The sequence below is a fragment of the Ensifer adhaerens genome, assembly GCF_000697965.2.
GTDB lineage: Bacteria > Pseudomonadota > Alphaproteobacteria > Rhizobiales > Rhizobiaceae > Ensifer > Ensifer adhaerens.
The window spans coordinates 970,828-984,934 of sequence record NZ_CP015882.1; the positions used below are offsets into that span (position 1 = coordinate 970,828).

The following is a 14,107-nucleotide window of genomic DNA, read 5'->3' on the forward strand; positions in this document are numbered from 1 at the left end:
CTTCCTGCTTGTCTGTTGTCAGATGGTCCAGCCGCCATCGATGGCATAGGCCTGGCCGGTCGTATAGGTGGCGCCCGCGAGATGGACGGCAAGGTCGGCGATCTCTTCCGGGGTGCCGAGACGTCCCATTGGCTGGCGGGCGATAAAGGCGGCACGCGCAGTTTCATAGTCTCCCTGGGCGCGCATGCGGTCCTGCAGCGACGGGCTTTCGACGGTGCCCGGGCAAATGGCGTTGCAGCGAATGCCCTCAGACACGTAATCGGCTGCGACGGCCTTTGTGAGACCGATGACGGCGGCCTTGGTGACGCCGTAGGCAAACCGGTTGGGTACGCCCTTGATGCTGGAAGCGACCGAAGCCATGTTGATGATCGCGCCGTCCTTGCGGACAAGCATGCCCGGAAGGACCGCACGAATGGTGCGGATCATCGCCTTGACGTTGAGGTCGAGCGCGAACTCCAGATCGCTATCCTTCATCTCCAGGATCGAACCGGCATGCACGAAACCGGCGCAGTTGAAGAGGACGTCGACGGCGCCGATCTCTGCCACGAGCGCTTCGACCGCTTGCGTGTCGAGAACGTCGAGCCGGTGCGTTTCGACGTCGGCTTCCTTTGCAAGTGCCGCAAGCGCATCGGTATTGATATCGGTCGCGTGCACCTTTGCGCCGGCCTTCACAAAGGCCAAAGCCGAAGCGCGGCCGATGCCTTGAGCCGCAGCCGTAATCAGGACGACCTTGCCTTTAAGATCCGCTGTCATTCTCGATCCCTCATGCTTTGCGTTCAACGACCAGGATATGGTCGGCGGCGAGAACGACCTCGCCACGCTGGTTGATGACTTCTAACCGTTCGACGATGCGTCCCGCCTTCGGCCGCTTCGGATCGTCCTCCTTGGCGGCGATCGTCACGCGGGTACGGATCGTATCGCCGATATGAACCGGGCGCACGAAGCGCAGACGATCATAGCCGTAGGAAAACGCAACCGGATTGATCAAAGATGCGGTCAGCCCGACCCCGATCGAAAAGATCATGGTGCCGTGGGCGATGCGCTGGCCGCCCGGCAGGGTCTTGGCGAACTCCGCATCCATGTGGTGCGGAAAGAAATCGCCGGTGTGGCCGGCATGAACGACGAAGTCGGTTTCGGTAATCGTCCGGCCCGTCGTCAGGCGCTCATGGCCGAGCTCGTAGTCTTCGAAATGGATGATCTGTTCCGACATCTCAGCGTCCCGGAAGTGGCGCGATCGCCGTGGCCGGCGCGGCACTCGATTGATAGGCGGCCTCGACCAGGGCCATTGTCTGCCAGGCGTCTTCCACCGAGCCGATCAGCTCCGGGTCTTCGCCGGAGGCGAAACGCTGCAGATTGGCCATTCGGTTGGCGAAGGCGTCGGGGAACCAGGCGCCTTCAAGCGGAACCGACACCCACTCGACAGCCCCGGTTGGCCGGATCCAGAGCTCGTCGGGCTCGCCCTTGGGATAGTCGAGGTTGACACCGAGTTTTACATAAGCAGCACCCGACGTGCCCGAAATGCGGAACTCGCAGGCCTGGAACTTGCGGCCGAAATCATGGTCGTGATTGACCGAAAGTACGCAGCGCACGCGGTCGCCATAGTCGAGGATCGCAGCCGTCCGTGTCTGGGCGACCTCATGGTTCGGATGGCCGATCGTCTTTGCATGCACGCCCAATGGATTGCCAAGCAGGCCGCGCACGAGATCCAGATAGTGGATCGAGTGCATGGCGATCTCGATGCGCGGCAGGCCCTTCAAGAAGGGCCACAGACCCCAGGGCGTAGCAAGTGCAAGCCAGGCGTCGAAATCGACGACCTCGCCGAGGTATCCCTTGGCGATCGCGTCTTTCAGCGCCAGCATCATCGGCGCGAAGCGGAGCTGGAAATTGACCGCCGCCTTCAGTTTGCGCGTCCGGCAGAGCTCGAGAATGGCGGTCGCGGCTTCAAGGTCCGAGCCCATCGGCTTCTGGATGAGGGCAGCGGCGCCGATCGGAAGCTTCGCCAGGATGGCGGCATGGGCCGCCGGCGGGGTCGCCAGATCAAAGATTGCATCAGCGACCGCAAGCGCATCCTCTTCCCGTTCGAAGGCGGGAATGCGCCAGGCGCCGGCAAGCTTCGCGGCCTTCTCCCGGTCTGGATCATAAAGGCCCGCGACTGGGAAGCCGGCCTGGCGATAAGCCGGCAGATGTGCGTCGCCGACGATGCTGCCGGCGCCGAAGATCACGATCGGCCGGGGCTCTGCCGGTTTCGGCCACCACTGCCTGAGCGCGCCCGGATCGAAATTTTCAGCCATTGTGGGAGACCTTGCCGTCGTGATGGAAGACCTCTTCCATCATCGCCCACCACTCGCCTTCCTGGCGCGTCTCAAGCGGCTTCTGGCAGGGCATACAGACCGACCACCATTCCTGGTTCTTCGGATGTGCGGCCATCTTGGCCATGTCCGCCTCAAAATCAGAGCCGACATACTCCCAGTAGCCGAAGAGCAGGTTTTCCGGCTCCTTGAGGAAGATCGAATAGTTGGTAACGTTGCACTCGGAAATCAGCGCGAGGATCTCCGGCCAGACGGCGGCGTGCAACGCCTTGTATTCGGCGACCTTGGACGCCTCCAGACCGATCACCATTCCCATTCGCTGCATGATGACCTCCCTATCCTAGCCCCGAAACTCGCGGGTAAACTCGTCGATCGAGCGGGCGCGCACGGCATCCCAGTCCCAGGAAATCCCGATGCCTGGCTCGGACGGCGCCAATGCGCGACCGTTCCGGATCTCCATGCCCTTGGTCGTGAGATCATCGAGCTGCGGAATGTACTCAACATATTTGCCGTTCGGCACGGCGCAGACGAGGCTGACATGCAGCTCCATCAGGAAGTGCGGGCAGACCGGAATGTCGAAGGCTTCCGCCGCATGCGCGACTTTCAACCACGGCGTGATGCCGCCGATACGGGCAACGTCGACCTGGACGATCGAGCAGGCGCCCTTCTGCATGTATTCGCGGAAATGACGGATCGAGTACATGGATTCACCCACCGCAATCGGCGTGGGCGTCGAGCGCGTCAACCGGATATGACCGTCGAGATCGTCGGCCGGCAGCGGCTCCTCGATCCAGGCAAGGTCGAGCTCCTTCAGCCTGGACGCGCGGCGGATCGCCTCGTCGACGGTGAAGCCCTGGTTGCAGTCGGTCATGATCTCGAAGCCGTCGCCGAGCGCCTTGCGCATTGCCGACAGGCGATCGTAATCCTCCGAGCCGTGCGGCTTGCCGATCTTCACCTTCGAACCTGAAAAGCCCTTGGTCTTGGCGGCAAGCGCGTCCTCGACCAGCGCTTCCTTTTCGATGTGCAGCCAGCCGCCCTCGGTGGTGTAGAGGGGGCAGCTTTCCTTGGCGCCGCCGGCAAGCTTCCAGAGCGGCAGCTTCTGCTTTTTGGCGCGCAGGTCCCAAAGTGCTGTGTCAACTGCCGCCAGCGCCAGCGCCGTTATCGGGCCGATCGTCGTCGCGTGGGTCGCAAATTCTAGTCTGTGCCAGATCGCCTCGATGCAATCGGCATCCTCGCCGATCAGGATCGGCACCAGGTGGTCGGAGAGAAGCCGCATCACCGACGAACCGCCGGTACCGATCGTATAGCTGTAGCCGGTGCCCGTCGCACCATCGCTGTCGGTGATGGTGACGATCGGGGTTTCCTGGCTGACGAAGCTCTGGATCGCATCGGTCCGCTTCACCTTCGGCGGCAGGTCGACCATGCGCAGTTCAATTTTCTCGATTCTTGCCATGTCAGCCTTCCAGAGCCTTGCCGGTATCGATGTCGAAGAGATGGGCGCGCGAGAGGTCGAAGCTCATGTGCACCTTCTCGCCCGGGCCAAGCGGGCGCGGATTGAGCATGCGCGAAACCCAGTCTCGACCGTTGAACTGGATGAAGACCAGCGTTTCATTACCCAGCGGTTCGGTGATCGACACCGGTAGCTCGACCTCGTGCACGGCGGCCGGGTCGCCGGCATGCAGACCATGGCCGCTCGGATAGATGTCGTCAGGCCTCAGACCGAAGGTGACCTTCTGTCCCGGACGGAGCGCGTTCACAAACCGCGGCGGGATCGGCAGCCGCATGCCGCTTACAAAGACGAGCGTACCGTTGTCGACGATCGCCTCGTCCATGTTCATCGGCGGCGAGCCGATGAAGCCGGCCACGAACTTTGTGGCCGGGCGCTGGAACACTTCTTCCGGCGTGCCTACTTGTTCGATATAGCCGTCACGCATGATGACGATGCGGTCTGACAAGGTCATCGCCTCGACCTGGTCGTGGGTGACGTAGATCATCGTCGCCTGCATGCGGGCATGCAGCTTCTTGATCTCGGTTCGCACCTGGGTGCGCAGCTTCGCATCCAGGTTCGACAGAGGTTCGTCGAACAGGAAGACATCCGGCTGGCGCACGATCGCGCGGCCCATGGCGACGCGCTGGCGCTGGCCGCCGGAAAGCTGCGACGGGCGGCGCTCCAGGAGATGGCTAAGATCGAGGATGGCAGCGGCTTCATCGACCCGCGTCTTGATCTCGTCTGCCGAGCGTCCGGCGATCTTCAGCGAAAAACCCATGTTTTCGGCGACCGTCATATGCGGATAGAGCGCATAGGACTGGAAGACCATGGAGATATTGCGCGCCCGAGGCGGCAGGTCGTTGACCTTCTTTCCGCCGATTTCGATCGCGCCATCGCTGACGTCTTCGAGGCCTGCGATCATGCGCAGCGTTGTCGACTTGCCGCAGCCCGACGGGCCGACGAGCGCGATGAACTCGCGGTCCTTCACTTCGAGGTCGATGCCGTGGACGACCTCGAGCGCGCCGTAGCGCTTGACCAGTTTCCTGAGAGTGACAGGAGCCATGAACGATTATCCTTTCACCGCGCCGAAGGTGAGACCCGAAACGAGGTGCTTCTGAATGATGAAGGTAAGGGTCAGCGCCGGGATGATCATCACGACGGCGAGCGCACACATGCCGCGCCAGTCGATGGTGAATTCGGCGGTGTAGTCGAGAAGCCCGACCGGCAAGGTCTTGGAATTGACCGAGCGGGTGATCTGCGAGGCAAGCGCATACTCGTTCCAGGACGTCAGGAACGCAAAGATGCCGGCGGATGCGATGCCGGGACCGGCAAGCGGAAACTCCACCTGCCAGAAGGCCTGCCACGGCGTGCAGCCGTCTATCTGGGCGGCCTCGGCGAGATCCTTCGGCACCTGGCGGAAGAAGCCGTCGATCAGCCAGATGGTGAAGGGCACGTTGAGCGCGACATAGGTCAGGATCAGCGAAAAATGCGTGTCGATGATCCCGGTGCGGGCGTAGAGCATGAAGAGCGGCAGCGAGAGCGCGATGCCAGGCACGGCGCGCGTCAGCATGAAGCCGAGGAAGATCGCCGACTTCGCCTTGAAACGATAGCGGGCAAAGGCGTAGCCGCCGGCCATGCCGATCGCCAGTGCAATCACCGTCGAGGTCACCGAGATGATCAGCGAATTGCGAAAATAGTCCCAGACGGGAACGCCACCCTGCCCGGCGCCCGCAAACATGGCGCGATAGGCATCGAGCGAAATGCTCTCGGGGATCCAAACCGGTGGTTTCGCCATGATTTCGACGGTCGGACGCAGCGACGACAGCACGATCCAGAGGCCGGGAAGGCAGATCACGGCCATTGCGAGAAACAGGCCGATCAGGTGCACCGTCTTCAACAGGCGGCGGCGCAGTCGGTGCGAAGCGTTGATATCCATTACCACTCGGCTCCGATCTGCTGGCGCGCCGCGGCGAGCTTGCGGAAGAAATAGACGGTGAAGACGATCGACAGGAGGATCGCGACATAGGCCATGGCGTTGGCGAGCCCCATGCGGGCATCGGCATAGGCCGTGCGGCCGACGAGCGTCCAGAGTAGCTCCGTGCGCTTGGCCGGGCCGCCATCGGTCATGATCTTGACGATGTCATAGGCGCGCGCGACGTCGAGAGAGCGGATCGTCATGGCGATGAAGGCGAACGGCATCAGATAGGGCCAGGTGACATAGCGGAAGGTCTGCCAGGGTGTGCAGCCGTCGACATGGGCAGCCTCGACCGGATCCTTCGGCATGGCGAGCAGGCCGGCCAGAATCAGGATCGCAAAGACTGCGGTCGAGGACCAGACTTCGGCGATGATGATCGAGAGCAGTGCGAGATTGCCGTCGATCAACCAGGGAATTGCCTGATCCGTCAGTCCCAGCGACTGCAGCGCATTGTTGACGAAGCCGATATTGTCGTTGAAGAGGAACTTGAACTGGAAGCCGACGAGCACGGGCGAAAACATCATCGGAAACATCATCATGGTGCGCAGCAGGCGCTGGCCGTGGGTCGCCTTGTTGACAAGCAAAGCCAGGCCGAGACCGAGCAGCATCTCGGCGTTCAGAGCCACAGTCAGCAACAGCACGGTGCGGCCAAACGCGACCCAGAATTCGGCGTTGCCAAGTACGGTCGCGTAGTTGCGCAGGCCTACAAAGACCCACAGCGTCTCCGGTTTGGTCAAGCGGAACGGCGTGAAGCTCGAATAGAAGGAAAAAAGGAGCGGCAACACGATCACCGCCGCGAGCACGACAAAGGCCGGAAGCAGAAGCAGGGCCGGTGCTGACAATTTCTTGAGCTTCATCGGGCAGTCCTGAGGATTGCATGAAATGGCTGAGGCGGCGCCGGCGCCTTCAAGGCATCGGCGCCGCCTCATGGGTAACGATCAGAGCTTGCCCGCGTCTTCGAGAATGCCGGTCGCTTTCTGAGCGGCGGCATCAAGCGCTTCCTTCGACGTCTTGTCGCCGAGGATGGCGGCCTGGAGTTCCGGATAGACGGCGTTGGAGATTTCGATCCACTCGGCCGTCTTCGGAACCGGGAAGGCATGCTTTGCGGCTTCCTGGAAAGCCTGCAGCACTTCCGTCTTGTAGGCGTCGCCCTCGGCTTGCTTGATGTTGTATTCCCAGACGGCAGTCCGGGTCGGCAACGGGCCGGCAGCCGATTCCAGCTTCTGGCTGTCCTCGTTGGTCAGCCACCAGACGAGCGAAGCGGCCGCTTCCTTGTTGGCGCAATCTTCGGTGACCGAGAAGCCATGATGGCCCGACCAGCCGGTGCGCTTGCCGGAAGAACCGGCCGGCTGCACCTTCACGCCGACATTGCCGGCGACCTTGGAGGACTTCGGGTCGTTGAAGAAGCTCGCCCAGCCAGGCCAGTCGAGGTTGAGGGCGATCGAACCCGAGGCAAAGCCCTGGCCGAGGTCGTCCCAAAGATAGTTGGTCGTGCCCGGCGGTACGGCCTTGTCCTTGTAGAGCTTGACGAACCAGTCAAGCGCATGGACACCGGCTTCCGAGTTGAAGGCGGGGCGCCCGTCCTTGTCGAGATATTCGCCACCTTCGGCGACCAGCATTTCATAGAAGCGACCGTTGATTGCCTCTTCCTTACCGGCAAACTGCGTGCCGTAGAAATTCGGCGGGGCGGCGAAGAACTCGGCCTGATCGCTGACCTGGGCCCAGGTGTCCGGCGGCGCGAGGTCGTAACCGTATTTCGCCTTGAAGGCGGTCTTCTTGGCTTCGTCCTGGTAGAGGCTCTTCTGGTAGTAGAGCGCCGACACGTCGAACTGGGCGCGCGGCAACATCACCAGCTTGCCGTCGAGCGTCGAAGCGTCGATCAGCGCCGGCACGAATTTGGCGATCTCCTCCGGCGGCAGGAGCGCCAGGAGATCAGTGTAGATGTCGGGGTATTGCGGCGCGAAGGAGGAATGGTTCGAGCCGACGCACCAGCTGACGCCGCCAGTCGCGATATCCGACTTGATCTCCTTGTCGAGTTCGAAGTGGTTCTTCTTCGACAGGATGTTGACCTTGGCGCCGGTCGCCTTCTCCCATTCGCCGATCCGCTCGTAGAGCTTTTCGTATTGCTGTCCGCCGATCAGCTTGGCGTCGATCGTGACGCCCTCGAACTTGCCGGGCAGTTCTGCGGCATTCGCCGCTCCCCCTGCACAGGCAAGCATAACGACGCCGGCGGAGACGCCGGCAAGCAGCCTTTTCATATCCACTCCTCCCATGTTCACGCCCTCTTCCTGACGTGACGTTCTCATTTGTGAGAAACTAATTCATATACAAACAACATTTTCATGAGGCGTCAAGGGAGAACTTTCCTTTGTGGGCGCCTTCGTCTGCGTATATGGATATGAATATTCACCAAGGAGGCTTCATGGACACCGAAGAGTCAGATCGCTACCGCGCACCGGCCCTTGATAAGGGGCTCGACATTCTCGAGCTGCTTGCCAGCGTCGACGGCGGACTGACGCAGGCCGAGATTTCCAAGCGCCTGAACCGGAGTCCGAACGAGTTCTACCGCATGCTCGATCGGCTGGTGCGGCGCGGCTATGTCACGCGCATCGACGGAGATCGCTATTCGCTGACATTGAAGCTCTTCGGGTTGTCGCAACTGCATGCGCCGGTCCGCAGGCTTGCCTCCTACGCCACGCCCTTGATGCGGGATCTGGCCCAGCGCTCGAAGCAGGCAAACCACCTCGCCGTCTTCGATCGCGGCTCCGCCGTCGTCATCGCCCAGCAGGAAGCGCCTGATTATTGGGGCATTTCGATCCGGGTCGGGTCGCATATCAGCCTCTTCGACACGGGTTCCGGCCATATCCTGCTTGCCTTCCGCTCGGCCGAAGAGCGCGAAATGATGATCGCGGAACATGCCAGGAGCAAAGACGAGGTCCCGCGCGGGCCTGAGTTCTACGCGCGCCTCGATCAGATCCGCGAGCGCGGCTATGAAATGATGGCGAGCGCGCAGACAGCCGGCGTCTATAACCTCTCGGCGCCGATCCTGGGGCCTGATGGCCGCGGCATCGCGGCGCTGACCGTTCCCTATATCGCGCTCGTCAACGCGCCCTCGGCGCCAGACATCACTGAAAGCATCGCCCTTTTGCTGAAAACCGCCGAGCAACTGTCGACGTTGGCCGGTTCGGACGTGGCCTCCACAACAGATTGACGGCACTTGGGAACGGTCGTACTTCTTATCTGAATAGATCATTCTTATGTGAGAAGCCGTTCGGAGGAGGCGCGCCTTGATCATCGACACCCATCTTCACCTCATCGACAGGTCGAGGCTCGCCTATCCCTGGCTCGCCGGTGTGCCTGCCCTCAACCAGGACTTTCTCTACGCCACCTACGAGCGCGAAGCGCGGCGGCTCGGCATTACTGCCAGCCTGCACATGGAGGTCGATGTCGATCCTTTAGAGATGGAGAAGGAGACATCCGAGGTCGCGCGGCTCGCAGGCCAGGCGGATAGCCTGCTGAAGGGCGCTATTGCCGCCTGCCGACCTGAAGAGGATGGCTTTTCGGCCTATCTAGAACGCCAGGAAGCAAACGGCCTCATCAAGGGCTTCCGCCGCGTGCTGCATGTGATGCCGGATGACCTCTCCGAAGGAGCGACTTTTCGCGACAATATCCGCCGGCTCGGCGGCCGTCGCTTCACCTTCGACCTCTGCGTCCTGCCGCACCAGATCGAAAAGGCGATTGCGCTTGCCGATCTGGCGCCCGACGTTCCGTTTATTCTCGACCATTGCGGCGTGCCCGACATTCGCGCCGGCGCCGAGCATCCCTGGCGCGAGCACATGAGCGAGATCGCCCAACGTGCGAACGTCACGGCAAAAATCTCCGGCGTCGTCGCCTATGCGGACGAGGCCTGGCAGGTCGAGACGCTGCGCCCGTATGTCGAGCACACGATCGACGTCTTTGGTTGGGATCGGGTGGTCTGGGGAAGCGATTGGCCGGTCTGCACGCTCGGCGGCAATCTTTCGACCTGGGTCGGCGCCACCCACGCGCTTCTGGAAGGCTGCAGCGCGGAGGAAAAGCGCAAGCTGCTTGCCGACAACGCGCGCCGGATCTGGAATCTCGCCTAGCAAGCCCTGCCCTAAGTCCGTTCCGGGACGCCTGGGCATCCCGGAACTCAGAAATCAGGCTGTAGCAAAACTCTCTGCAAACAGCCGATTGAGATCGTCGACGACCTTTCGCGCCGCCTCTTTGCCCGTGAGGCCGTCGTTGATGCGATCGGATGCCGCCTGTTGGAAGGCCATGTAGCCATCGTACCGTGGGCGAACCCAGGCGCTCTCCAGCGTCTTGCGCGTCGCACGATAGAAATCGGAGGTCGCGGCATTGACGGCGTCGTCATCCCAGGCGGCCGCGTGGCCGGGCTGCCCGCCTCCTGAGGCATAAGGACCGCGCTGGACGGCGCCGCTCGCAACGAAATAGGCGAAATCGATCGCCGCTTCCCGCGCCTGTGAGAAAGCCGAGACCGCAATCCCCGTTCCGCCGAGGGCCGAGCCTGCCGGACCATTGGTTCCGGCAATCGGAACATCGCCGAACGTCACGAGCGACGGCCGGAAGCCCGGCATCGCGTAGCTGACATAGCCGTAGATCAGAGGTGCACAGACAACTTTCGACGGCGGATCGCTCATTGCCTCCAGCACGGCGATCGGGTCCATGGAAAAGCAGGAGGGATCGATCAGGTCTGTCAGTTCACGCAGGCGCTCGAAGGCGTTGATGCCCGCATCCGGATCGATCAGCGGCCCGGTAGCGTCACTGCGGCAGGGGGAACCGAGATTGCCGGCGAGCGTGTAGAAGCTCATCAGGGAATGCGGTGGGCGCATCGGCAGCGCCACCCTTCCCTGTCGCGCGAGCGCCAGCATGTCGGTCCAGCTTTCCATGCGGTCCGTCAGGTCCGGGCGCCACGCCTGGACCTGGGTCGCCGCATCGATCGGAAAGGCCCATTGCCGGCCCTGCCAAGTATAGCTCGGATAGGAGCGCCCGACGCTCGCATCCTCAAGCGCCTTCCTCTCGGCTTGGCGGCCTTCCACATCGAGCGGCGCCAGGCACTTCTCCTTGGTGATTTGGCCGACATGCGGATGATCGATGACGATAAGATCATAGGCCCGCGCCAATTCCTCGACCGGATAGGTCTCAAAATCCTGTAGCGAGCGCTTGTCCCATTCTACCGTTATGCCGGTGCGTTCCTGCCAAAGCCGCGAACAGGCGATCATCGGATCGTAGCCGCGCGGGTGGCTCCAGGTCATGCCCTTCAATGTGACGCTCACAGGCCGAACTCCTCTCGGATCGAGGCGCTATGCTCGCCGATCCGTGGTGCTGCGCGGTCCACCTGCGCACGCTTGCCGTTGACCCTGAGCGGCGAACGCGTCGTCAGGATCGAAACGTCGTCTTCGCGCACCACCGTCTGCAGCATGTCGAGCACGCGGAAGCCTTCGCTTTCGAGCAGTTCGTTCCAGTTTAGAACCCGGGCGCACCAGATGTCCGCAGGCTCAAGCACGCCAAGCCAATGGTCGATGGTGTTTTCGGCGATCCGCTTGGCGATCAGCGCCTTGATTTCGTCCCGTTCGGAGAACCAGGAAGCCGGATCGTCGCGATAGGCGTCGAGTTGTGGCATTTGCAAGAGATCGGCAAGCTTCGGGATGGGCGTCATGGCGATGGCGAGATAGCCATCCTTGGCCGGATAGACCCCATAGGGCGCCGACAGATAGGCATGGGCGCTGCGAAAACCCGACCGGGTCGGCAGCCGGCGGCCGTCATTCAAGTGCGTCGTCAGCACTTCGAACTGGAAGTCGACGAGGGCCTCGAGCAAGCTCGTCTCGATCAGGCTGCCCTTGCCGGAAATGCCACGACGGACGAGGGCTGCAAGGATACCTTGCGCTGCTGCGGCGCCCGCAAGCATGTCGCCGATCGCCAGACCAAAGGGCACCGGCCCTTGGCCCTCATCGCCGTTCAGCCACATGACGCCGGAGCGCGATTGCGCGAGCAGATCCTGCCCCGGCCGCTTCACCCAGGGGCCTTCCTCGCCATAGCCGCTGATCGAGGCATAAACGATCTTCGGGTTGATCGCCTTGACCGCCTCGTAGTCGAGCCCGAGCCGCTGGATGACGCCGGGACGGAAATTCTGGATCAGCACGTCGGCCTTGGCGAGCAACGTCTGCAATGCTTTAAGATCGGCCTCGTTCTTGAGGTCGATCGCGAGGCTTTCCTTGGCGCGGTTGATGGCATGAAAGATCGTCGAATCGCCGCCGATCTCGGTGTCGCTCAGATAAAGCCGGCGCGACAGGTCGCCACCGTCGGGGCGCTCGATCTTGATGACGCGCGCCCCGAGATCCATGAGGCGCAAGGAGCAGTAGGGGCCTGAGAGAAACTGGCTCATGTCGACGACGACAAGGCCAGAGAGCGGCAGTTCGTTGGTTTCGGTCATCGGTATCTTACTTCTCGGTCTTGCCGACGAAGTCGGCGGGGTTCTTGTATTTCACGGTCTGCAGGTGCTCGCAGTAGAGCACCAGCTCTCCCTCGCCCTTGAAGACCTGGTAGCTGGCCCGGATAAGCCCGAGCTCCCTGTAGCGGGGCGTTTTGTCCATGTTGGTACGGATCGTGTAGATCGTTTCGCCGATGAAGACCGGCTTGATGAAGCGCAGCTTGTCATAGCCGTAGGAAAAGGCGTTGACGCAGTTGGTGGCGACCAGCCCGAGGCCTGCGGAAAAGACGAAGGCGCCGGCAACGAGACGCCTGCCGAAGATGCCCTCGCGCTCGGCAAACATCTGATCCTGCACGTAAGGATGGATGTCGACGACGAGCGTATTGAAGAGGTGGCTGTCGCTCTCGGCGATCGTGCGACGCAAGGACCTTATACGCTGGCCGACTGGCCAGTCCTCATAGAACCAGTTTTCCGCGTTCCACACGGGAAGCGCGGCGTGCTCCTCCGGCATGTCCCCGGGACGGGTCGAGGACACCCCGACAGTGGGCATGAAGTCATCCATTGGTCAGTCCCTGATGCAATAGGTCGGCAACTGCGGGTCCGTTCGACGGTTCCCGAGGGCAATGCCGCTCGATCTCCATTCGGATCCTTATATGAATAGTATGTTCACATATGGATTCCGTTTGCAACCGGCTGTGGACTGCAAGCGCGTTCGCGGCGAGAAGCGACGCCGTAAAGACCATCACTCAAATAGAGGTTCAGCTTCTGCAGTGCGCGCGAGGTGGCGACATTCGTCAACGACGTTGACTTTTGTCAGTATAGATGAAATATGTCAGATCCATCTTGCGAAGGTTCCGCCAATGCCCATCCGAGCCACAGACCAGATCATTCACAAGGCCGCCTGGCTCTATTATACGCACGGCCTGCGCCAGGACGAAGTGGCGCAGCGGCTGGAGATATCCCGCGCCTCGATCGCCATGTATCTGCGCAAGGCCCGCGAGATGGGCATCGTCACGATCACCACGTCGACAGAACTGTTTTCGCAGGACGTGCTTGCCCGCGAGCTCGAAGACGCCACCGGGCTTACGACTGCATGGCTCGTGCCGGAAGATCGGCAGGCGATGGACCCGGCCGCCGAAATGCCCGTCGTCGCGGCCTCCGTCTTTCTCGAACTGATCAACAAGGGCGACCGGATCGGTGTTGCCTGGGGCCGCACCGTCTATCATATCGCCGACGTCATGCCCTTTGCGGACCTGCGCGGCGTCACGGTCGTGCAACTTTGCGGCAACCTCGGCGCGCCCTATTCCTACCGCCCGGATCAATGCACGACGGAAATCGCCCGCCGCCTCAATGCCGAAGGGATTAATTTTTATGCGCCGCTCGTGCTTTCCTCCGAGCGGCTCGCCGAAGAACTGCGCGGCGAACCCGTCATCAAGGAGCAGCTCGCGACCATCTCCGACTGCGGTCTGGCGCTCTATTCGGTCGGCGGCATCGAGGATGACAGCCACCTCGTCAAATGCGGCGCGCTCTCGGCTGCAGACATGCATGCGATGGGCGAAAAGGGCGCGGCCGGCGTCATTGCCGGACAGCTCATCGATCGCGACGGCCAATGGATGGATTGCGAGCACAATCGCCGCTGCATTTCGGCCGATCTCGGCTCCATCCGCACGATCAAGAAGCGCATGCTGGTCGTGCAGGAGGACAGCAAGTTCGAACCGCTGATGGCGGCCTTGAAGGGCGGCTTCGCCTCGCATCTCGTCATCACCGAGTCGATGGCACGCAAAGTCCTCGATCGCTGGAACCGCGAAGGGCTTGGCAGAAGCGGCTCAGGCGCCCCCTGAGCCTCGAATTTGGGTCCGCCGATA

General features: G+C 61.9%; 15 protein-coding genes. 3 read left to right on the forward strand and 12 right to left on the reverse strand.

The genetic code is table 11. The features are described from left to right. Positions 1-18 precede the first annotated feature (18 nt). From FA04_RS32025 to FA04_RS32065, 9 genes are all read right to left on the reverse strand, one after another. The gene (locus FA04_RS32025; protein WP_034796418.1) at positions 19-753 is read right to left on the reverse strand and encodes an SDR family oxidoreductase; all 735 of its coding nucleotides are present in this window, start codon (positions 751-753) and stop codon (positions 19-21) included. Between the two features lie 10 nt (positions 754-763). After that, entirely contained in the window at positions 764-1,210 is a 447-nt protein-coding gene (locus FA04_RS32030; RefSeq protein WP_034796420.1) for a MaoC/PaaZ C-terminal domain-containing protein, read from the reverse strand. A gap of 1 nt (position 1,211) precedes the next feature. Further along, positions 1,212-2,291 carry a Gfo/Idh/MocA family protein gene (locus FA04_RS32035; protein ID WP_034796422.1) on the reverse strand — a complete coding sequence of 360 codons (1,080 nt, stop codon included), beginning with the start codon at positions 2,289-2,291 and terminating at the stop codon, positions 1,212-1,214. Next, the gene (locus tag FA04_RS32040; protein WP_034796424.1) at positions 2,284-2,634 is read right to left on the reverse strand and encodes an L-rhamnose mutarotase; all 351 of its coding nucleotides are present in this window, start codon (positions 2,632-2,634) and stop codon (positions 2,284-2,286) included. Before FA04_RS32040 ends, FA04_RS32035 begins: the two co-directional genes overlap by 8 nt. 15 nt (positions 2,635-2,649) lie before the next feature. Then, positions 2,650-3,762: a mandelate racemase/muconate lactonizing enzyme family protein gene (locus tag FA04_RS32045; RefSeq protein WP_034796426.1), complete on the reverse strand. Its 1,113-nt coding sequence runs from the start codon at positions 3,760-3,762 to the stop codon at positions 2,650-2,652. A 1-nt stretch (position 3,763) separates the two neighbouring features. Next, positions 3,764-4,861 carry an ABC transporter ATP-binding protein gene (locus FA04_RS32050; protein ID WP_034796428.1) on the reverse strand — a complete coding sequence of 366 codons (1,098 nt, stop codon included), beginning with the start codon at positions 4,859-4,861 and terminating at the stop codon, positions 3,764-3,766. Between the two features lie 6 nt (positions 4,862-4,867). Next, positions 4,868-5,734 (reverse strand): carbohydrate ABC transporter permease, encoded by an 867-nt coding sequence (locus FA04_RS32055; protein ID WP_034796430.1) that lies wholly within the window; start codon positions 5,732-5,734, stop codon positions 4,868-4,870. Continuing rightward, a complete protein-coding gene (locus FA04_RS32060) occupies positions 5,734-6,630 on the reverse strand; it encodes a carbohydrate ABC transporter permease (RefSeq protein WP_034796432.1) in 897 nt (298 codons plus the stop codon). Before FA04_RS32060 ends, FA04_RS32055 begins: the two co-directional genes overlap by 1 nt. Positions 6,631-6,711: 81 nt before the next feature. Next, positions 6,712-8,031, reverse strand: coding sequence for a type 2 periplasmic-binding domain-containing protein (locus FA04_RS32065; RefSeq protein ID WP_034796434.1), 1,320 nt, complete (start codon positions 8,029-8,031; stop codon positions 6,712-6,714). A gap of 164 nt (positions 8,032-8,195) precedes the next feature. Here FA04_RS32065 and FA04_RS32070 point away from each other — a divergent pair, with 164 nt between their 5' ends. Both FA04_RS32070 and FA04_RS32075 read left to right on the forward strand, forming a co-directional pair. Continuing rightward, complete coding sequence (locus FA04_RS32070; protein ID WP_034796531.1) at positions 8,196-8,984, forward strand: IclR family transcriptional regulator; 789 nt, start codon at positions 8,196-8,198, stop codon at positions 8,982-8,984. 76 nt (positions 8,985-9,060) lie between these two features. Further along, the gene (locus FA04_RS32075) at positions 9,061-9,897 is read left to right on the forward strand and encodes an amidohydrolase family protein (protein ID WP_034796436.1); all 837 of its coding nucleotides are present in this window, start codon (positions 9,061-9,063) and stop codon (positions 9,895-9,897) included. Between the two features lie 54 nt (positions 9,898-9,951). Here the strand turns inward: FA04_RS32075 and FA04_RS32080 are convergent, their stop codons facing one another. The 3 genes from FA04_RS32080 to FA04_RS32090 are packed head-to-tail and all read right to left on the reverse strand — an operon-like array spanning position 9,952 to position 12,804. Further along, positions 9,952-11,088, reverse strand: a complete 1,137-nt coding sequence (locus tag FA04_RS32080; protein ID WP_156553132.1) for an ABC transporter substrate-binding protein — start codon at positions 11,086-11,088, stop codon at positions 9,952-9,954. Next, positions 11,085-12,245, reverse strand: a complete 1,161-nt coding sequence (locus FA04_RS32085) for a CaiB/BaiF CoA transferase family protein (protein ID WP_034796440.1) — start codon at positions 12,243-12,245, stop codon at positions 11,085-11,087. The genes FA04_RS32080 and FA04_RS32085 overlap by 4 nt, the downstream gene beginning before the upstream one ends. A 7-nt stretch (positions 12,246-12,252) precedes the next feature. Next, on the reverse strand, positions 12,253-12,804 hold the full coding sequence (locus tag FA04_RS32090) for a MaoC family dehydratase (RefSeq protein WP_034796442.1): 552 nt from the start codon (positions 12,802-12,804) through the stop codon (positions 12,253-12,255). A gap of 298 nt (positions 12,805-13,102) precedes the next feature. Here FA04_RS32090 and FA04_RS32095 point away from each other — a divergent pair, with 298 nt between their 5' ends. After that, positions 13,103-14,083, forward strand: coding sequence for a sugar-binding transcriptional regulator (locus FA04_RS32095; RefSeq protein ID WP_034796445.1), 981 nt, complete (start codon positions 13,103-13,105; stop codon positions 14,081-14,083). Positions 14,084-14,107: the final 24 nt, after the last annotated feature.